At 71.9% G+C, this 23,037-nt stretch carries 1 protein-coding gene (only partly in view); it reads left to right on the forward strand.

Going from position 1 to position 23,037, the window contains the following annotated elements:
* Nucleotides 1–23,037: the 5' portion of an IPT/TIG domain-containing protein gene (locus tag VZQ01_RS36095; protein WP_426745920.1), read on the forward strand. It continues 9,042 nt past the right edge of the window; the window shows 23,037 of its 32,079 coding nt (coding positions 1–23,037); the start codon lies at nucleotides 1–3; its stop codon lies beyond the right edge, outside the window.

Below are 23,037 nucleotides of genomic sequence, written 5' to 3' on the forward strand. Positions count from 1 at the left end.
GTGAATCGGTTCGTTACGAACGGTGGGCGTGCCGTGCTGGTGATGTTCTGCCTGGGCCTTGTCCTGACCGCGAGCGCGCAGCAGCCGCCTGCGGAGCCTGTCGTCACCGCGGCCTACCCGCTGGCCCCGCTGCGCCCGGGAGCCACGAGCGCGGAGATTGGCTTCGACATCGCGGAGCAGGCGTCGCGCCTCCGGGTGTCCGTGACGAGCACCTCCGCGACCAAGGGAAGCTTCGTCACCCTGCGCGACGTGCTCGTGGAGCGGGACTTCGCGGGCGCGGTGCCCTTCCACCTGCTCATCCCCCTGACGGCTCCCTTCCCGGATGACGGTGTGCTCACCGTCACCGCCACGCCGCTGGCCGCGGATGGCACCTCCGGCGACGCGCTTCCGGTGACGTTCAGCGCGAAGTCGAGCCCCCCGGCCTTCGGGGCCACGCCCGTTGCCGTGCGTGCGAACGAGGCCCGGAACCAAATCACCCTGGAGGTGAACTACACGGGAGACGTGTCCTCCGCGGAGGTGTCCGTGCTCGGCGCTTCGGCGATCGCGCTGAACCTGGCGCACGGTGACCTGGGGATGGTGGAGCCCCGGGCCTTCATGGTGGCTCGCGGGCTGGTGGGCCGGCCCCGTGTCAGCGCCCCCGGCCGCATCAGCTTCACCGTTCCCACCCTGGAGGGCGTCTCCATTCCTCCGGACGGCGTGGTCATCGCGGACGTGGCGCTGCGCGATGCGTTCGGCCGCACGGTGCACACCTCGGCCGTCGAGTTCACCAGCTCCACCACCTTTGATCCGCTGGTGGACGTGGTGGTGTCCCCCTCGTCCCTGCTGATGGAGCAGATTGGTCAGCCGGTGCGGCTGCAGGTCACCGGCCGCTTCGCGGTGGCGGGAGACGTGGACCTGTCGGGCGCGCGGCGCGGCGTGACCTATGCGTCCGGGGACCCCGACGTCGTCTCCGTTTCGCCGGACGGCACCGCCGTCGCGCTGTTCCCGGGCGAGACGACGCTCCAGGTGACGTATGCGAACCAGACGGAGGAGGTGCCCGTCCTCGTCACCCAGCAGGCGCAGTTCGAGCGGGTGGAGATCCACCGGGACCAGGACCCCGAGGCGCTCATCGAGCCGCTGGAGTTCGGCATCCCCCGCGTAGGGGGCACGCTGCCGCTCAAGCTCGTGGGTGTCCTGTCGGTGGGAGGAGGGGAGCGGTTCGTCGACCTCACCTCCTTCACGTCGAAGATCGTGTGGTCGTCCTCCGACACCAGCGTGGAGGTGTCTCCCCAGGGCCGGCTGACCGCGAAGCGCCCGGGCTTCGCCTCCATCCAGGCCACCTACCGGGTGAACGACTCCACCGTGCTCGATGCCACGCCGCGTTCGGTGGAGGCAAAGAACGCCCTGCCGGAGATCCGCCTGGCTTCACCCGCCACGGTGACGACCGGCACCTCCTTCTCGGTGAATGCGCTCGCCACGGACGACATGGGCATCAAGGAGGTGCGGTTCTTCCTGGGCAAGGCACGTGTCCCCGTGGCGGTGGACACCCAGGAGCCCTACGTGCTCCAGGTGCAGGCCCCGACCCAGTCGGGCGCGACGCTGGAGGTGGCCGCGGAGGTCGAGGACATCGGTGGAGCGGTGAGCCCTGCCCAGCCGGTGAAGGTGAAGGTCACGCCCGTCCCCGGCCCCAGCGCGAAGCAGGTCATGTACGAGGTGCCCTCGCCGGGTGCCCATCTCATCGAGGGACTGCCGCAGGTCATCCGGGTCACCAGCGGCGAGTGGAGGTCCGGGACGCTGTCCCCCCTGGACTTCCAGTCGGTGCGCTTCTCCGTGGATGGGGCGCCGCTCGGTGTGTCCCAGACGCCGCGCATCGAGATCCGGACGGTGCCGAACTCGAACCCCGAGCAGCACGTGGCCGTGCCTCTCTGGGAGGTCACCTACGTTCCGCCGCCGGGCAGCGCGGGCACCACCGCTTCGCTGCGGGCGGTGGGCGTCGATTCGGGCGGAGCACTCGCCGACGCCGGGGCGATGCTGGTGCGCATCGTGCAGAACGCGCCACCGCTGGTCTCCATCCGTCAACCGGCGGGCCAGGAGGTGGAGGTGCGGGCCGGCCTGCCGCTCACCGTCCGCGGCATCATCGGGGATGATGCGCTGGCGTTCGGCGTGCGGGCCTCGCTGCTGGTGGATGGCAACGCCGTGAGCAGCGTGCAGCTGTCCGCGGAGGGCCTCGCGGGCACCAGCACCCACTCCAGGGATTTCGTCTTCACGTGGACGCCACCCGGCTCGAGCCTGGGCAAGCGGCACCACGTGGAGGTGCAGGCCATCGACAACGCCGGGCTGGAGCGGCGGGTGGGCTTCGAGGCCATCGTCCTGAACGACGAGCCGCCCATCATCTCCATCGCCACGCCCACGAACGGGGCCAATGTGGTGGCCGGCTCCTCGCTGCTCCTCACGGCGAACGTCGTGGACGACAGCGCGGACAGCGTCAGCGTCACCTGGTACGTCAACGGCGCGGGCGTGGGCCAGTCCAGCGCGCCGCCCTATCGGGTGCGCTACGTCACGCCCGGTCAGGGCGGGGACCTCGTGGTGACGGCCGTGGCGCGGGATGGGCGCGGCCAGACGGCCTCACCCGAGCACCCCGTCGTCGTGCACGTCGAGCCGGACACGACGGACCCCAACGTCACCTTCCAGGCGCCCAGGCCTGGCATCAAGGTTCCCGTGTCCCAGCCCCTGCTCGTCACGGTGACGGGCGGGGACAACGTGGACACGGTGGCCGTGCGCATCTACAGCCAGCGGCCGGAAGAGCAGAGCCCCGAGCTGCTCGTGGCAGACCCCTCCCCGCTGGAGGACCAGGGCCGATTGGGCTCGTTCGTCACCCATGCCGTCGTGCCCAAGAACCGGCTCGCTGGCATCGACCAGCTGAAGCTCATCGCGGAGGCCGAGGATGCATCGGGGAGGACCCGGAGGGAGGAGCTCACCGTCGAGCTGGACACGGACGACGCGAAGCCCACCGTGGCGTTCGTCACCCCCAGCGCGGAGGACGCCGTTCCCGTCGGCACGAAGCTCGCGGTGCTGCTGCGCGCCGAGGACGACGTCGCCGTCGCCCGCGTGGAGCTGTACCGGGGCGCGGAGCGCGTCGGTGAGCCGCTGCTGTCGCCGCCGTACCGCTTTCTCGTGGAGCTGCCCGCCACCCCCCAGCCGCTCCAACTGACGGCCCGTGCGTGGGACTCCTCCGCGCAGCAGTCCGACGACGCCATCCTGACCGTCCAGGTCGTGCCGGACGACGAGCAGCCGATGGTGGCTTTCCGTACCCCCATGGAAGGAACGCGCCTCTTCACGGACGACCTCGTTCCCATCGAGGTGCTGTCGGCGGACAACGTGGGCGTCAAGAAGGCCACCCTCGTCGTCAATGGCAACGAGGCGGGCGCGCTGACGTCGACCGGCTTCACGCAGGAGAACCTGTACCAGGTCTTCCAGTTCAGCACCGTCAGGGCCACCCCGGCGGGAACCGACCAGCCCATGTCGCTGCTGGCGCGGGTCGAGGATGCCGCGGGCAATGTCGCCGAGCGGCGCATCGAGCTGCCCGTGGGGGCCAACCTCCCTCCCGAGATTTCCATCTACACCCCGGCGGCGCGCACGCCGGTGAAGGAGGGTGAGGACGTCGACATCACCTTCACCGTGGCCAACGACGACGGCAACGTGGCCTGGGCGGGGCGCTCCGGTGGCGTGCGGGTCGGTGAATTCCCACGCATCCCCACGAACGAGCGGCAGGACCTGTCCAGCCTCCAGCGCCTCGTGGTCCGCGCGCCGCTGGTACAGGACGGTGGCACGCCCTCGGTGGGTGTGGCGGCCGTCGACCTCCACGATGCTGGCTCCTTCACCGACGTGGTGCTGGACGTGGCGGAGGACACGGAGGCTCCCACCGTGGTGCTCGTCACGCCCCAGGCCGCCCGCGAGGGCGTGCTGGAGGTGTCCCAGAACGGCAGCCTGAGCATGCGCATGGAGGTGTCCGACGACGTGCGTGTCACCCGGGTGGGCGTGGTCGTGGACGACAGCTACGAGCTGGCCGAGGAGTCCGGGCAGCCCCGGGTCCGGGAGCTCGAGTGGAAGTTCGAGGAGGAGCGCACGCCCAACCCGCTCGGCCCGGGGGACATCCTCCTCAGCCGGCGCTACGTGGGCACCTGGAGCGGCTCGGTCTCCTTCCCCTCCAGCGACACGAAACTGGGACCCGGCCTCCACACCCTCCGGGCGAAGGTGTACGACGCCGCGGGCAACTTCGAGCTGAGCCCGCCGGTCCGGTTCCAGATTCTCGCGCGCGAGGACAAGCTGCCTCCGGTGGTGCGCATCTCCCTGGGCGGGACGCCCTCGGAGCGCACGTGTGTGGCGGGTTCCACCCCCCTGCTGCGTGTCCAGGCGTCGGATGACGGCAACCTGACGTCGCTCGCGGTGCTCTTCGACGGGGCTCCCGTGGTGCCGGGAGGGGCCATCGTGGAGACGCGCAGCGCGAGCAGCATCACCCTGGCCGGGCCCTTCCCGCTGCCTCCGCTGGATGCGGAAGGCCCCCGCACCGTGGTCTTCGAGGCGCGGGCCGTCGACGCCAGCCACCGGGCGACCGTCACGAGCTTCTCCTGCCAGCTCGTGGCGGACAGCTCGCCCATCGCGCTCTGGGCTTCGCCCGACCCCGCGACCCGGCTCACCGAGGAACAGCTCACGCCCGGCACGCTGGAGCTCCAGGACGACGTGACGCTGCGCTCCGCGTGGCTCGTCGCGCCCTCGGCGCCCTTGTCCGCGGTGGGGGCCAGCTCCTTCCAGGTTCCGTTCGCGTCCACCGTCGTCGCGGGAAATCGCCCGGTGCCCAGCGCGACGCTCTCCTTCGGCCGGGACAAGGCCACGTCCCTGCCGGCCCGGTTCACCGCCACCGTCGGAAGTCAGGCCCTCACCGTGTCGCCCCCCGCGCTGCTCGGCAACGACGAGGCGCCCGGCGCCCTGCGGCTGGAGCTCCCCAGCTGGCAGCCCGCCCACGCTGCCGTCGCGCACGTCACCTACATCTACCGTCCGAAGGCGGGTGCGCCGGACCCGTTCTTCACGGAGCACCCCTCCACCGAGGCGCGTGAAGTCACGCTGGTCCCCCAGGGCGCGCTCCTCACCGCGGACCTCGCCTTCCCGGCGGCCCGCGTGGAGATGGAGGAGGTCGTCGTCACCTTCTCCGCCGGTACCAGCGGCGAGGCGCCGCTCGTCTCGCGCTTGTCCCTGCGCTACCTCGGCCATCCGTCGCCCCAGGCGCGTGTCGTCGCCGAGGGGGCGAAGGTGGCGGTGGAGGCCCTTGACGCGACGGTGACGGCCGGCCGGCCCACCCAGCGTCCGGTGTCGCTGCGCGTTCCCTCTGGCTGGGGCGCGGACGCGGTGCGCTACACGGCCATCGTCGTGGACTCGCGTGGCGCGGCGGCGCGCGCGGAGCGGACCTTCTCGGTCCAGCCGGACCGGCAGTCACCGGCCGTCTCGGTGGTGAGCGCGGGAGACCGTGGCGCGGCGGTGGAGGGCCGGGGCTTCCAGGCGACGGTGCGCGTCACCGACAACGCGAGCATCGCGAGGGTACGGCTCCATGCGGGTGGTACGTTGGTGGGCGAGACGCCGCTGGTGGGCCCGCTCCAGGACGTGGAGTTCACCATCCCCGGCGCGTTGGCGACCGCCGGCACGCTGGAGCTGTCCGCCACGGCGTGGGACCGCGCGGGCAATCCTCCCGTGACGTCGAGCCCCGCCTTCGTGCAGGTCCGTCCGGACGCAATCCCCGTGGTGGAGCTGCTGGAGCTGGCCTCGGCGGGAGAGCGCATCACCCAGAAGGAGCTCCAGAGCGGTTTCGTCCGCCTCATCCAGAACACGTCCGCGGAGCTGCGCTTCCGCGTGCGCGATGACGTGCGCGTCGTCGACTACCAGGTCGACTACGATGGCAGGGACCCGTCGGGAGGGCCGCTCTCCTGGGTGACGGTCAACCAGCCCGACAGGACGCAGAGCCTCTCGTTCACGCCGCCCGTGGGACTGAATGGCGCGCCCTCGGTCCTCGTCATCACCGCTCGCGACGATCGGGGCGCAGTGGGCCAGACGCGGCTCATCATCGAGTCGCGGCAGCCCCGGGCGCCGGACCTGGCCATCCTCGAGCCGTCGGTGGATGGGTACCTGGTGGAGGGCAGCATCCAGCTTCGCCTGAACGCGCTCTCCGGGGACGACCTCGGCATCCAGCGGCTGGAGGTCTACATCAACGGTGGCACCACGCCCGCCATCACGCTGCAGGGGAGCACGGGCATCCCGGTCGAGACCTTCGTCGATGGCGATGGCCTCCGCACGCCCTCGGACCCGCTCGCCCGACAGGCGCTGGCCGCGCTGCGCGTGCCCACCGAGGAGATTGGCCGGTTCAAGACGTACCGCACCACGCTGAGCCTGCCGCCGGGCTTCGTGAAGCTGGACCCGAGCCGCTCCGAGGCCTTCATCCGACTGCGGGTGGATGCCGTGGACAACGAGGACCACCGGTCCTCCGTGGAGCGGCGCGTGCGCGTCGTCCAGGACACGGGGCTGCCGGTGGCCAGCTTCCTGCGGCCCTCGCTCGGCAGCGACATCGTCGAGGGCACGCCGGTGCTCATCCAGGTCCAGGCTCGCGACAACGCGTTCGTGGACCGGGTGGAGCTCTATGCCGGCGCGAGCGCGGAGGAACTGAAGCGGGTCCACACGGCGGGAGACTTCCCGCCGGAGAACGCGCTGCCCGGCTCGGCGTTCGACGTCTACACGCCCGTCATCACCTACCAGCACATGGTCCCGAAGCTGGGGGCGCAAGCCGCGCTGGACGTGGTGCCGTACTTCGTGGCCGCGCGCGCCAGGGACGTGTCCGGCCAGTGGAGCGAGCTGGAGTACCAGCAGATCGACGTGGTGCGGGACAGAGAGCCGGCGCTGGCCATCGTGTCCCCGGCGGACGGCACCCGGGTGGTCCGCGGCAACCCGGTGACGGTGGTGCTCGCGGCCGAGGATGACGTCGCCGTCACCAGCGTGCAGCTCTTGCGCGTCCTGCAGGTCGGCGGAGTGACGACGAAGGTGCCTTATGGGTTGCCGCTGGAGCGGCCTCCCTTCACGTTCGCCTACGTGCCGCCGGCGGACCTGCCGGAGGGCACGACGGTCGTCATCGAAGGCAAGGCGGTGGACAGCTTCGGTCACGTCGTCTTCTCGCAGGCGTTGACGCTGAGCGCGCAGGAGGACCAGCCGCCCACGGTGGCCATCGCCCAGCCGGGCGACGGGGTCCAGGTGGTGGAGGGCCGCGACTTCTCCGTGCTGGTGGCCGCGCAGGACGACGTCCGCGTGGAGTCCGTGGAGGTCACGGTGGAGGGAGGCGTGGACGGGCCGCTGCACTTCGTGGGGACGGCGCGTCCGTATTCCTTCCGCGTGCCGCTGCCGTATGGCTCGGCTGACCGCACGCTGACGGTGCGCGCGAAGGCGCGCGACTCGGCGCGGCAGACGGTGACGGCCCCGGATGTGCGCGTGACGGTCATCGACGACAAGCAGAAGCCCACCGTGGCCTTCGCCTCGCCGGCCCACAACTCCCGGATGGTGGAGGGGCTGCGCCTGGACGTGGAGGTGCGCGCCGAGGACAACGTCGGCGTCGCCGCCGTCACCGTGAGCGCCAAGGTGGGTGATGCCACGCCCAAGGAGGTGGCCCGCTTCGCCGCGCCGCCGTTTCGCTTCTCGTACCTCATCGACAAGAGCCTGGTGTCCGAGGACGGGACGCCGGTGCCCCTGGAGTTCACCGCGAAGGCAGTCGACACGAGCAACAACGACGCCACGGCCCGGGTGCGGGTGGAGGCCATTGGTGATGCGAAGCCCAGCGTGGCGGTGTCCACGTCCCCGCAGGCGGTGGTCGGACTGCCGACCACGTTCTTCGCCAAGGCCAGCGACGATGTCGCGGTGGCCCACGTCACCTTCCTGGTGGGGCCGAGCGAGGACTCGGTCGCGGAGGTGGGCCGGGACTTCCAGCTTCCCTTCGAGCTTCGCTACGTGGCGGACCCCGCCCAGGTGGGAAAGACGCTCTGGCTGCGGGCGAGGGCGGTGGACTCGGCGGGGCAGGAGCGGCTGTCCGACGCGGTGTCCTTCGGGGTGGTGGAGGACCGTCCGCCGCGCGTGAAGCTCGTCAGGCCGATGGCTGGCGCGACCCTGCTGGAGGGCGGCCGGGTGCGGATGGAGGCAGAGGTGGAGGATGCCGAGGGCGAGGTGTCCTCGGTGACGTTCTTCGTGGACGGGCGCAAGGTGGCCACCGCCACCGCGCCTGCGGGCATCCCCGGGCGGCCCAACGCCTACGTGGCCAGCTACGTGGTGCCCGTCGACAACCCCGAGGCCTACCTGGAGTTCCAGGCCGTGGGCGTGGACGTCGCGGGCAACGAGGTGGCCTCGGAAGCCCATGGCGTCCTCATCATCAGGGACACGGTGCCCCCGGAGGTCGAGCTGGTGGACCCTCCGGACCTCGACGTCGTCACCGAGGCGGAGCCGCTGGTGCTGGCCGCGGCCGCGGAGGACAACGGCGTTGTCGACGCCGTCTCGTTCCACGTGGATGGCGTCCGGGTTGGCACGTCGGCGGTGCCCGTGCAGGGCCCGGCGGGCCGTCCGCTGTACCCCTTCACCTGGCTGGTGCCCAACTCCGCGGCCAGCGCCGCGGAGGAGGACCTCCTCGTCGTCGATGCGAGAGCCAAGGACCTGTCCGGCCAGGAAGCCCAGTCGTCGAACGTCCGCGTGGAGGTCGGCATGCGGCCCGAACACCTGCCGACCTATTTCTTCGGCACGGGCGGCCCGAGTGAGTACAAGCTGGGCTCGCTCGCGTTGGACGCGAAGACGGGGCGGGGCGTCGTCGGCGGCTGGAACCTCCCGAAGCACGCCCTCATCCGGCCCCAGGGCGTCCACTTCTTCACCGTCACGGCGGAGGGCGTGGCGACCGCCGGCCCCTTGATGCTGCCGGGCATTCCGGTGGCGGCGACCTTCCACGGCAACCTGGCGCTGGTGGTGGTGCAGGGGACGCTCGACGAGCTGCCCTCGCTGCAGGTCATCGACGTCACCCTCCTGTCGATGCCGAAGCTGCTGGGCTCCATCGACCTGCCCGGTCCGCAGGTGCATGCGGTGACGGCCGAGGGCCACCTGGCCTTCGTTGCCAATGGCGAGGCCGGCGTGGTGGTGGTGGATTTGAAGGCGCAGGGCCTGCCGCAGCGGCTGGATGTCGTCCCCGTCGTGGGGGAGGCGCGGGACGTGGTGGTGATGGGCAACGACCTGCTGGTGGCGGCTGGGTCCGGCGGGCTGCGCGTGCATGACCTGCTGGACCCGGAACTGGGCGAGCGGACCTTCACGCCGATTCCGGGTGGCGCGGAAGAGGTCGAGGTCTCCGGCACCCGCGCGCTCGTGGGCGGCCAGGGCTTCGCCGCGGCGCTCGCGGTGGTGGACCTGACCTCCAGCCCGCCGCTGCTGGAGGCGCTGCTGTCGCACGCGCCCCGGCGCCGGGACCTGGTGGCCACCGGTCAGCGCTCGCTGGCGACGTCCGGTGGGCTCTCCGTGTCCACCGTGCAGTTGGTGGATCAGGAAGCGGTGCCGGTGAAGGGCCTGCTGTCCGCCTCCGTCGTCCCTCCGGACGGGCTCCCGCGCACGTTCGTGCGCGCCAACGTCCCGCTGGCGCAGGACGTGAGCCTCCATGAAGGCAGGCCCTTCACCCTGTTCGGTCACCAGGGCCTGGTGGACTTCAGCCTGCCGCAGTTCCTGGTGACGGACGTGGTGCCGGCGAACGGCGCGGATCAGGTGGCGCTGTCGGGCATGGACCCCCGGGTGACGGTGACGTTCTCGCAGCCCATCGACTCGGAATTCCTCGGCGACAACCCCACCGTCGCCGTGCTTCGCGTGGGCAGCCCCTTCTCCTCGACGGTGGTGCCCGCGACGGCGGCCGTCGAGAACGAGCGCCAACTCGTCTTCACGCTGACGGGCGACGCCCCGAAGCTGCCGCGCAACACGGACATCTACGTCGTCATCATGGGAGGCCCGGATGGGCTGAGGAGCGAAGGCGGAGCGCCGCTGCGCGCCGGGTTCACCTCGCGCTTCCGCACCCGCCCGGCGGATGGCACGCCGCCTTCCGTCGTGAGGGTGGAGCCGCCCGCGGGGCCGGTGGATGGCGGTACGCGTGTGAAGATTCATGGCGTGGGGCTCAAGTCGGGCGCTCGCGTGTTCTTCTCCTCCGAGGAGGCCACGGAGGTGGGCCTCGACACGACGGGCGCGTTCCTCACCGCCGTGACGCCTCCCCAGGTGAAGGGGCCGGTGCGTGTCACCGTCGTCAACCCGGACGGGCTCCAGGGCAGCCTGCTGGGTGGCTTCGTCTACCTGCCCATGCTCGAGCTGGGCTTCGCGTACCCCGCCACGGGCCGCACCCTGGGGGACGAGCCGGTGGAGCTGTCCGGCGCGGGCTTCCAGGTCGGCGCGAAGGTGACCTTCCGGGGTGTCTCCGTGAGCCGCGCGGCGACGGAGGTCGTGGTGCAGTCGCCCGGGCGCATCCGCCTGAAGACGCCCGAGGGAGACTTCGGCCCGGCGGACATCATCGTGGAGAACCCGGACGGCCAACGTGTGGAGGCGCTCGGGGCCTTCCTGTACTCGGACCTGAACACGTCGGCCGTGGTCAGCCGTCACGATGGTCACGGTGACAGGCCCCCGGAGCGGCTCCCTCGCGGCATCCCCGGGCAGCTCGTCCTCACGAACAAGCGCGTGTGGATGTTGTCGGACGGCGCCGTCAGCCAGGGGGCGACGGTGGTGGAGGTGCTGAAGAACAGCCTCCAGGGCGCGCTGTCGCTGGTGGACGTGAGCGACCCGGCGGACGCCAAGGTGATGGGCGGCGTCTCCTTTCCGCCGCCGTACCTGCCGCGCGCCCTGGCGGTGCGGGGCAGCACGGCCTACGTCGTCGCGGACGCGCCGGAGCTCCAGGCCGTTGAGTTGGTGGGCGAGGGTGGCCCGTCGCTGCTGGTGGTGGATGCCACGAGCCCCACGGCTCCCCGGTTCGCCTACGCGATTCCCTTCGAGGGCCAGGCGCATGGCGTGGACGTGGTGGACGACCTGGTGCTGGTGGCCTCCGGCGAGGGTGGCCTCACCCTCTTCTCGTTGAGGGACCCGCTCAAGCCGATGCTCATCGGCTCCGTCCGGTCCTTCCTGCAGGGCGGCGTGCTGGGGACCCCGTCCATCACCCGCGTGCAGGCGCGCGGGCGCTACGCCGTCGTCACGGCCGAACGTGGCTCCAGCAGCGCCTCTACCCTCGTGGTGGACCTGGCGCGTCCGGGCTTCCCGGTGGTGGGGGAGCTGGACCCCGACCTCGGGGACCTGGCGACGTCCGGCTCCGCGGGGCTCGCCGCGTCCGGCGGCGCGAGGACCGTGTCCCTGGCGCTGCCCACCCGGCCCCGCGTGGTGTCCACGGTGAAGTCGCTGGTGCCGGTCGACTTCTCTTCCGCCGGCCTCGGGCCCCACCTGGGCGCCACCGCTGGCCGCTCGCTGGTCCAGCTCAACCTCGTTTCGGACCTGGCGGCGCCGCTCCCGGTCGACGCGGTGGACCTGTACCCAGCCGTCAACCTGGCGGACGTGGCTGTCGAGGGCAACCTCATCGCCGCCACCATCCGCGAGCTGGTCCCCCGCTCGGCGGCGACGGACGCGCTGGCGCTCATCGAGGTGCCGTTCCCCATTGTGGTGGCCAGCACGCCGCGCTCCGGTGAGACCGGCGTGCGCGTCTCCGAGCCCATCACGCTGGAGCTGAGCACGGCCCTGCATGAGGGCAGCGCGGTGCAGTCCCGCTTCTCCGTGCGGCTGGTGAAGCTCAACGGCTCCGCCGAGGGCGTGCCCGTGGCGGCGACCTGGAGCCTGAACGAGTCGCGGACCGCCATCATCCTCCGGCCGGCGCACGACCTGGAGGAGCGGACCTCCTACCGTGTGGTGGCCCAGGGGCTCGTCTCCAAGAGCGAGGCGGTGATGCCCGGCCGCTTCGTCGCCGAGTTCGAGACGTCCACCGCGGGCGACCGCGTCCCGGTGACGCTGCTGTGCCCGGCGGCGACGCCGGACGGGCCCAGGGAATGCGTCGAGCCCCGCCAGGGGCCCGTGCAGGGTGGAACGCTCGTCACGCTGCGTGGCGCGGGCTTCGAGTCCGGCCTGGAGGTCCGCTTCGGCGGGAAGCCCTCGAGAGTCGTCCGGGTCGCCACCGACAAGACCTGGGTGGAGGTGGAGACCCCGGCGGGCTCCGCTGGCGCCGCGACGCTCGAGGTCCGCAACCCCTCGGGGGGCTCGCTCACACGGGTGGGCGCGTACCTCTACACGGAGGTGCTGTCCCTGGCCTCCATCTCCCCGGACCGGGGACCGACCTCGGGGGGCACGCGGGTGGTGCTGGAGGGCGCCGGCTTCGCGACCGACCGTCCCATGGAGGTCTACTTCGGCAACCAGCGCGCGCTGCGCGTCCGGACGCTCGGCATCGGCCGGCTGGAGGCCTATACGCCCAACGGTTTGCGGGGACCGGTGGACGTGAGGGTGATGCTCCCCGAGCCGAACGGGGCCAGCGTCACGCGCGAGGACTTCTTCACCTTCGACCAGCCCACGGACTCGGCGCTGGCCATGACGGAGATCCGCGACCTGCTCGTCATCGGTGACGCTGTCTACACCGTGGGCGCGGGGGGCCTGCAGGTGGTGGACCTGTCCAACCTCTACACCCGCGGGCCGCTCGCCGGCGTTCCCATTCCGCCCGAGCGGCGGACGGAGCTCATCGACGAGGACCGCGACAACGTCGACGACCGCCTCATCGGCCAGTGGAGCAACCTGGAGGGTGAGCTGCTCTCCCTGTCGTACCCCGCGGAGGGAGGCGACCGGCTCTTCGTGGGCGCGGGCCGGCGCAACGACAAGGGCCAGTACGCCCTGGCGACCGTCATCGAGCTGGACATCTCCAACCCGGCCCAGCCCCGGATGATCTCCGCGACGCGGGCGGGCGCGGGAGCGGTGTTCGGGCTCGACACACGGGGCGACCGGCTGCTCGCCGCGGCGGGCGCGCGCGGCCTGCTCGGCTTCGACATCTCCCACGCGCCGTTCCTGCTGAACGAGCGGGCGACCCCCATTTCGCCGGACACGCTGTCCACGCAGGCGACCGCGCTGGCGGTGGGGGATGGCCGCGCGGTGCTCGGCACCGGCGTGTGGATGGACGGGCACCGCTTCACCCAAGGGCGGCTGCACCTCATCGACGTGGAGCGCCTCGCGGATGACGAGGACGCGCCTCCTCGGGTGCTCGGCTCCGTGGACGTCGACGTCCAGCGCGTGCGGATGTACCGCGACTGGGCGGTGGTGGCGGCCGGTGACGAGGGGCTGGTGCTGGTGCGATTGACGGGCGAGGACGCGCCCGCCGTGTCCGAGCACAAGGTGGGCAGGGACGTGCTCGGAGGCTTCGCGTCCGACGTCCGGCTGGTGGGCAATCTCGCGTACGTGGCCGCGGGCGAGGCGGGCGTCGCGGTGGTGGACCTGAGCAACCTCGGACAGGGGGCCCCGAAGCTGCTGTACCACGTGACGGGAGCCCGGGGCGGCGCGGCACGCCTGGTGGCGGTGGCGGGTGGCCGCATCATCAACGTGCGGCAGCGTGCCTCCTCCGGCTGGTCGCTGGAGTTCGGTCCGGCGGCCGAGCTGGTGCTGGTGTCCTCGAGTGTGAACTGGGCAGAGCGCGTGCCGCGCGAGCTGCCCTCGCTGCTGCTCACCTTCTCCACCACCATCACCCCGGAGAGCGCGCGCCAAGCGTTGTCGTTCCAGGTGAATGGCACCGAGTGGCTGAAGACGGCGACTCCGCAGGTGGACTTGGAGGCCGGGAGCGCGGAGTTGCCGGTGAGCACGGCGGTGCTCCGGTTCCGGCCGGGCACGCCGCTGCCCGAGGCCGCGGGGCTGCGCCTCGCCGTCTCCACCGGGCTGAGCACGCCGGATGGCAAGCACCTGATGACGCCCTTCGAGGTGGAGTTCGAGTCCGCCTCCGGCTTCTTCCCGCGTCCGCGCATCGCCCAGGTGGTGCCGCGTGTCGGCCCCATCGCTGGTGGCTCCATCCTCCAGATTCTCGGCGCGGACTTCGAGCCGCACGCGAAGGTGCGCATCGGCGGCGTCGAGGCCGACGTCCTCCCGTCCGCCGTGCATGACTCCACGCGCCTGACGGTGAAGACCCCCAAGGGGGTGCCGGGCCTGGCGGACGTGGAGGTCATCAACTGCGAGTTGGGCTGCCTGGCGGGGCTTTCCGACCGGCGGCCGGGCGGCTTCCTCTACAAGTCGCCCCTCTGGCTCAGCAAGGCGACCCCGCGCTTCCTCAATCCGCGCGGCGGCAGCCTGATGGAAATCGCCGGCGACGGGTTCCTGCCCGCGTGGGCCTATGGCGCCATGGGCGCTCCGCTGGTGAAGGTCGGCGGTGTGGATGCCCCCGCGGTGTCGGTGGTGTCCACGAGCCTGCTGAGGGTCGAGGCTCCGCCGGGCTCGTTCGGCGCCGACGGCTTCGCGACGGTGAGCGTCAGCACGACGTTGCCCGACAACCAGGGCGCCGACTCGACGGACAGCCTGCCCGAGTCGACCCACCTCGCGGAGCAGGTGGGCTATGGCCTGGAGCGCAGCCTCCCCCTGGGCACGAATCTCCCGGGCCCGGTGGACGCGGGAGAGGAGCGCGTCGTCGGGCTCTACCCGAAGGCGCTCGCCGCGGACCCGTCGGAGCCGCTGTTGGTCTACGCGTCCGCGGGCGCGTCCGGGAGCGGCAACCGCACGCTATCCCCGTACCTGGGGCCGCTGACGGGCGGTGGCGTGTACTACGACGCCATGCGCCTGGCCCGCTACGACGTGAAGTCGCAGGGGAATCCGGAAGGGAGCGCGGGGAGCGCCGCGGAGCCGGAGCATGCTCAGGTGGACCGGCTGTTCGCGGTGCTGAATCGCTACCTGCCGGAAGGCTCGCCGCTGCCGGACATCGCGCTCACTCCGGACTCGATGGACGTGGTGCCCCGGCAGGGCCAGGTGCTCGTGGCCAACGGCGAGGCGGGCCTGGTGGTGGTGGACCCCAGCGGACTGGGGGAACTGGGCGCCGCGAAGTTCGGCGTCTTCGGCCTGGCGGAGTACGCGACGCGCCTGCTGCCCACGCCCATCGGTAGCTGGGTGGCGTTCAACGGCATGGCGCCCAACCCGCCGCCAGAATCGCCGAAGTGCGAGGGGTCTCAGCCCGCGGCGGGCACCCCGGGGCGGGTGCGCCTGCTCGACACGCGCTTCCCGGCGGACCCGCTGCTGGTCCGCACGGTGAGCGTGCCCGGAGAGCCGTATGGCATGACCCTCCACGGTGGGCTGCTCTTCGTGGCGGCCGGTCACCACGAGGGCATCTACTACTGCCCGTCGAACCCGTTGGCGCCGCCTCCGCCCGAGTACTCGCTGACGGGCGGTGAGCGTGGTGGCCAGCGCACGACGTACCACAAGCGCGAAGGCGCGACGCAGAAGCCGGAGGGGTATCTCTCCATCCACGACCCGTCGAGCAGTGACATGCCGGACCTCGGCTCGCTGCGGTTCGACGCCAACCTCACGGACGTGGTGGTGGTGCGCGACGTGGCCATCGTCGCGGCGGCCGAGCTGGGCCTGCTCTTCATCGACGTCTCCAACCCCGAGGCGCCTGTCGAACTCGAGGACAAGCGGATCCTCTTCGACGAGACGCTGTCGAACGTGCCCGGCCAGCCTCAGCGACTGCGGCTGGTGGGAGACATGCTCTTCGTGTCCGCCAACGAGGGCGGCGTGGTGCTGGTGGACGTGGCCGACCCGCGTGAGCCCCGCCTGGTGAGCGGTGGCAACACCGAGGCGGCCATGGACTCGGCGGCGGTGGGAGACCGGCTGCTCGTCGCGGGCAAGGACCGCGTCACCGAGCTGCGGGTGCCCTTCACGTTCGTCACCGGCATGACGCCGGAGCGCGACTCCGTGGTGCCGCCGGAGTCCCCGGTCTTCACGGTGCTCGTCAGTCGGCCCATCAACCCCGCCAGTGTCCGGACGTCGGCGGGCTCCGGCGGAGCGCCCATCACGCTCGAGCTGCTCGACGGCAGCCATCAGCCGGTCATGCAGGGCAACGCGCGCATGCCGCTGTCGTGGACTCAGATCTCCAACCACGGCGAGCTGCGGTACGGCCTGCGGGTGACGGTGGGCGGCACGCTGGAGGCGGACAAGCCCTACACGCTGCGGATCTCCGGCATCACGGACGACCGAGGGGGCCGCCTGCTCATCCCGTTCGAAGGTCGATTCAAGACGGGGGCGGCCAGCAGCAAGCACCCCCAACTGGTCTCGGTGACGCCTCGGTCCGTGCCGCTCCAGGGCGGGAGAATCACCCTGGTGGGCAGCGGCTTCGCGCCGAACGCGCGGGTGCGCATCGGCGGAGTGGAGGTGGACTGCCTCGTCGCGGCCAATGACTGCGACGCGGCTTCGGATGGCTCGGCGCTGACACTGAACGCGCCGCCGTCGGATCTGCCGGGGCCCGTGGACGTGGTGGCGCGAGACCCGGGCGGTCCCAGCTCGGCGCTCTCCTCGGCCCTGTTCTACATGGACGAGCTGGTGGGCGCCCGCGCGACGCTGTCTCCGGACCACGGGCCCGTGGGTGGCAACACGCGGGTGACCCTGACGCTGGACCGCGCCGCGCTGTCCCCGGGGATGCGGGTGCGCGTGGGCACGCGCCTCGCGGGTGAGGTGGACGTCGTCGACCTGCGGCAGGTGAAGTTCACCCTGCCCGAGGGCACGGCGGGCCTGGTCCCCGTGGCGCTGGAGCGCGACGCGGAAGACCCCGAGGACCCGCCAGAGTCCATCGTGGTGGGCTCCTTCTCGTATGACCTGCCGTTCGGCTCGTACCTGTCGCTGCCGGGCTTCCCGCCGCTCGAGGCCTCGGAGCTCAAGCTGGATGGCAACACCCTGTACGTGGGTGTGTCGGCCCATGCCCCCGGGTTGCAGATCTTCGACGTGCTGCTGGAAGAGCGGCCCATCCGCAAGGGGAGCCTGAAGACGGCGGCTCCGGTGCTGGGCCTGGATGTCAGCGACCCGTTGGCGCTGCTGGCCGAAGGGCCGGGCATCACCGCGGTGGACGTCTCGGACGCGGCGCGTCCCTTCGTCGTGGGGCGGGTGGCCACTTCGGGAACGGCCACGGGCGTGCGCATCGAGGGCACGCGTGCCTACGTCAGCGTCACCGAGCCGAGCGCCGGCAGCGGGCAGATCCAGGTGCTCGACCTGACGTCGCCCACGCTGAATGTCCTGACGAGCGAGGCCCGCCTGCTCTATCCCGAGGACGGCCTGGCGCTGGACCTGGGGCCGGACCGTTTCTACGTGCTGACGTCGGCCATCAACGGCGGCTCAGGAGACGGACTGCGGCTGCGCATCTACGACCGCGCGGGCACGCCCAAGGGCTGGGTGACGGTGGATGCGGCCATCACCCAGACCTCCATGCTGATGCGCAGCCGCGTGGCGGTGCGCGCCGGCCGCGCCTACGTCACCGTGGGGCGGCGCGTGTACGTGTTCGACGTGAGCCCCCAGCACGAGCAGGCGCCCGTCGCGCTCCAGTCCGCGCAGCTGGCGGACGACGGCCGGGGCCTCACCTGGGCGGGTGGCAGCCTGTGGGTCGCCACGGGTGACGCCACGCAGACGGTGGTGGAGGTGCCGCCGGCGGAGCTGCTGAGCGTGGGCTCCTCGCCGGTGAACGGCGCGCTCGCGCCGGTGGATGTGCAGGTGAGCCTGGACTTCAACCTCGCCGTCGCGCCGGCGTCCGTGGTGGGGGCCGTGCAGATCAAGGCGGTGGGCGCGGGCGGGAGCGAGCGCACCGTTCCGGGCACCTGGACGGTCATCCCTCGCGTGCGCGGGTCGTCGCTCCTCTTCACGCCGGACTCGATGACGCAGGAGCTGCCCGTGCCGCCGTTCAACGGCGGCGAGACGGTGCACGTCACCATTCCCAAGGGGAGCCTGCGGACGGTGGGCGGCTCCTTCGTCACGCTGGCCACGGCGGTGGAGCTGACCTTCACCGTGGCGGGGGAGGGGGCGGTGCAGCCCATCCTCTCGAGCATCTCGCCGACCAGCGGCCTGGTCTCGGAGAGCACGCCGGTGGTCATCACGGGCAGCAACTTCCGTCCGCGTGTCGACGGCACGGGGACGACGGTCCTCGTGGGCACGCAGGAGGTGCGCCCCAAGGCGGGCAGTGACAGCTCGACGCTCCTCATCGACGTGCCCCCCGGCGCGACCGCCGGCCCGGTGTCCGTGCGGGTGGTGGACCCGAGCGGGCTGTCGGCGCTGCGGCTGGGTGGATTCACCTACCGGGCCCCGCTCTCCATCGAGATGCTCACCCCGGACCGCGCGGAGCAGCGCGGCGGGGTGGACGTCGTGCTGACGGGGACGGGCTTCCGGCCCGGCCTGCAGGTGGTGTTCGGCGGGACGGAGTCCATGGACGTGCGCGTGCTGTCGTCCCAGACCGCCGTGGCGAACGCGCCGACCCACGAGCCCGGCCTGGTGGACGTGGTGGCGCGGCTGAGGGTGTCGGACTCGGACGACCACTCGTTCCCCAAGCTCCAGTCCTTCCTCTACGGGACGGGCGCGGTGGCGCGGCTCGGGACTCCGCCGCTGCGGCACCTGCTCCTCGAGCGCGGTGTGGTGTTCGCGGCCATGGGCGGCGAGGTGGAGGTCACCGGCCCGGGCGGTGAGCCGGTGTCGGGAGGTGGCCTGCGCTCCTGGTCGCCCGGTGGGCTGCTGGTGGCGGACCCCGCCGAGCCCACCGCCATCCGGGAGATCACCCGGTTGACGTTCCCGGACAGCACGCAGGGAGGCGCCTGGCGGCTGGCGCGCATGGGAGACCGGCTCTACGTGGCGGCGGGGACCGGTGGCCTGAAGGTCGTCGACATCACCCGTCCGGCGGCACCCTCGTTGGAGTCCTCGCTGTCCGGCCAGGGCCCCACCGTGGACGTCGTCGCGGGAGGCGAGCTCCTCTTCACTGCTGACAGCGGCGGTGTGAGGGCATGGCGGACCACCGAGGACGTGCGGCCGCGACTGACGGGCCAGCGCGTCATCGAAGGCGGTGTCTCGGCGCTCGCGCTCCATGGCGGCTACCTCCTCGCGGCGGGCGGTGGCGCGGGCAGCGCGGTGCTCTACGTGCTGGATGCGCGCCGCGGTGACCTGGCGGTGGTGGGGCAGCTCCCGCTCGCCGGCCGTGCGCGCCACATCACCACCGAAGGGCACCGTGCGTTCGTCTCGCTGGGCAAGCGCAAGGAAGTGGCCCTCATCGACTTGAGCGATCCGGCGAACCCCCAGGTCAACGGGGTGCTGCCGCTGCAGGACCCGCTCGGGGGCGGCCATGTCTCCGCGGAGCAGACGCACGTGGCCGCGGGCATCGCCTGGGTCGCGGCGGGCGGCGGCAAGGTGCAGCGCTTCCGGGTGCCAGCGGCAGGCAGTCCCGCGTGGCTGGAGCGGGTGAGCGTCACGGGCGATGCAACCACCCTGGCGTTCCGTGGCAGCCACCTGCTGGTGGGCACACTGGTGCTCGACGCGGGCGGGCGGGCCGTGGAGTTGCCCGTGCATCACCCGCACGAAGCGAGCTCGCCACTGGCGGGAATGCTCGCCACGGCGCCGCTGCCGCACATCGAGGTGCTGGGCACCCGGCCGGGCGAGGGAGAGCGGGTGTCCATCCACACCGCGCCCGAGGTGCTCCTCAGCGAGCTGCCGCGCTCGACGACGTTGCACGAGGTGCGACTGGAGGTCGCGGACGGAGGCAGCACCGTGCCAGTGGAGTGGCTGGCCACCAGCGCAGACGGGGGCCCGCGCATCGTGGCGGTGGACCCGGAGCTGAGCGTGTCCACGGACTACGTCCTGCGGATTGGCGCGGGCCTGACGGACCTGCGCGATGGCGGCCTGGGGACGGACACGGAGGTCCGGTTCCAGACGGCCTCGCTGGACACGCCGGCGGCCCCGGTGCTGGGTGAGGTGCTTCCCGCCTACGGCCTCCCGGACGGTGGCGAGGTGGTGGCGCTGCGCGGCGAGGGCTTCATGCAGGGCTGCGCGGTGTCCATCGGCGGAGCGGCGGCCCTGGGCTGCCGCCTGGAGAACGATGCCGGCACGCTGGTGACGACGCAGGCGCCCCGGGGTGTTCCGGGCGCGGCCGCGGTGCAGGTCACCAACCCGGACGGCCTGTCCGCCATGCGACTGGGGGCGTACCGGTACCTGTTGCCGCCACGTATCACGAAGGTGGAGCCGGCCTCCGCTCCGGTGAACAGCCGGGCGGTCATCACCCTCTCCGGCGAGGGGCTCTTCGGGGGCTCTCGCGTCCTCTTCGCTACGGAAGGCGCGATCGAGCGTGTGCCGGCGCGCAGCGTGGTCGTGAACTCCTCCGGCGCGCTCGAGGTGACGGTGCCGGATGGCATCGTCGGGCCGGTGGCCATCACCCTGGAGACGCCGGGGGCAGTGAGGCCCGTTTCGCATACCCTGCCCAGGGCCTTCACCTTCACTCTGCCGTTGCGTGACGAACTCGCCGCCGATGGCCATGTGGCGGCCACGGTGGGGTATGCGCTGCTCACGGCGAAGGGTGACAAGCTGCTGGCGCTGGACCTGTCCGTGCCGGGCAGCACGTTGACGTCGGCGCAGGTGGCCGGCGTGGTGGGGCCGAGCGCCCTCGCCGTGGCGGGCAGCCGCGCGGTGCTCGTGGGCACCGGCGTGGTGGCCCGCTATGACCTGGGGACCTGTGGAAGCGGTCCAGGCGCCCCGTGCATCCCGCAGGAGCGGGACCGCGTGCTCCTGGCGCCGGGAACGCTGATGACGGCCGCTGCTGCGAACGCGGATGCCACCACCATCGCGCTGGGCGGCGGCGGTGACCTGGTGCTGTTGAGCGAGCTGCGCGGAGCTGGCGGCACGGCCGGGGAGCTCGAGGTCGTGGCGCAGCTCTCCGTGGCGCCGGGCAACATCCGCGGGCTGGGCATGGTGGAGGGCGGCACGCTCGCCGTGTTGATCGAGGAGGGTGGGGTGTCGCGGCTGGAGCTGCGTGGCACCGAGGATGGTGCGCTCCGGACGCTCAGCGTCATCACCGGACTGCCGGCCGGGGCTCGCGCCCTGGCGGTGGATGGGAGCCGGGTGGCCGTGGCCGTTGGCACATCGGTCTCGGTCTACGAGGCCTTCCAGCCGGGAGCCCCGCAGCTCCTGGGCACATGGACGCCGGCCGACGCCGCGCACGCGCCGCTGTCGGTGGCCCTCTCCGGGCCCTGGGTGCTTGCCGCCGGCCTGAATCGCGCCGCGTGGGTGGACATCACGGGCAGCTCGGGACTCGTCGAACGCACCTTCATCACCTACCCGAACACCTCGACTCCGAAGGCGTTGCTGGGCAACGGGATGGCGATGATTGGCGGCACGCCGAAGACGTACCTCTTCGACACACTGTCCTACCCGACGGTGGCCCGAGCCATGCCGTCGCCGGGAGGCTCGCTCTCGCCGGGGCAGTCGGTGTTCCTGTCGCTGGCCAGCGAGCTGTCGCTGTCCGTGGCGGCGCAGACCTCGTTCGGTCTGATGGACGACCAGGGCGTGGTCGTCCCGCCAGCTCCGGCCTCGCCCGTCGCGGGCACCGTGCAGTACACGCCGGCCTCGCCGCTCACGGTGGGCCGTCCGTACACGGCCCGGGTGACCTTCGCTTCCACCGGGGTCCAGGGTGGAACCGTCCTCCGCCCGTGGTCCTTCTGGCTGAAGGCAGGCGCCGAGGCTCCGGCCTTCAGCGTCAGCGCCATCGTTCCGGGCTTTGGCCCGATGGAGGGGGGCTACCCCGTCGCCATTCTTGGCACCGGCCTGCCCGCGGACGCGAAGGTGTTCTTCGGCGGCCTGCAGGCGAGTGATGATCCGGCTCATACCGCGACGTCCACGGCGCTCCAGGTCCTGGCGCCCAAGATGGCCTCCGCGGGCCCGGTCCGTGTCCGCGTCCAGCCCGAGGTCGGCACGCCGTTCGACGTGCCGGGCGGGTTCGTCTACCTGTCGCAGCTCCGGTTCACGGGAGTCTCGCCCGACCGCGCGGACGTGGGGGGCGAGAAGGTGACCGTCATGGGCAGCGGCTTCACGCGCGGCCTGCAGGTGTTCCTCGACGGGGTTCTGGCCCAGACCTCGAACCTGACGCCGACGAGTGTGGACGTGCTCGTCCCCGCGGGGCCGGCCGGGCCGGTGACGCTGCTCATCAAGCAGCAGGGTGAGGCGCTCTCCGTCCCCGGGGCCGTCACGCGGGGAGACCGGCGCGCGCCGAAGGTGCTCCGCTGGAACGTGAGCAACAGGGTCCAGGTGGAGCGCCTGCAGAAGGTCTTCACCGCCACGTTCGACGAGCCCCTGTACGCAGACGGCGGTCCTCGCAGGACCATCGGCTTGTATGACTCCAGTGGGGCGCCGGTGCTCGGAGGCTCCGTGGTGGTGGACCGCGTCGCGAGGACGGTGTCGTACGTGCTGCCGCAGAACGCGGAGCCGCTGACGGGCATGGCCCGGTACACGGTCCGCGTGGACAAGGTCGCGGACGTGGAGGGGAACGAGTCCGCCCCGGCTTCAGAGACCTTCGTGGTGAAGGATGACGTCCCGCCGGACGTGTTCATTTCCCTGGTGGGCAGCTCCCAGCCGCTCGGCACCCTGCCGCTGCCGGTGGGGGTGGAGCACGTCTTCTCCGTGACGGGCAGCGACAACAGTGGTGTGCAGCCGGTGAACCCGCGTCTCACCATCGGAGGCCAGGCCCTCACGGCGAGTGGCGGCAACTTCCGCTATCGCTGGCCGTTGGAGGCGGCGCACACGCAGCCCCAGCTCGTCGCCACCCTGGTGGACGCGGCGGGCAACGAGGGGACGAAGACGGTGACCCTCACGCTGACGGATGACCCGCCGCCGACGCTCGTCTTCAAGACGCCCGTGGAGCGGGTCCTCACGAAGGAGGAGGGCGAGTCCATCAGCCTGTCGGCGGAAGCCCGGGACAACAGCTGGGTGAGCGCCATCGAGCTGAGCCTGAACGGTCTGCGCTTCAAGCGTGACACCTTCACGTCGTCA

The sequence above is a fragment of the Myxococcus faecalis genome, assembly GCF_050039385.1.
Lineage (GTDB): Bacteria > Myxococcota > Myxococcia > Myxococcales > Myxococcaceae > Myxococcus > Myxococcus fulvus.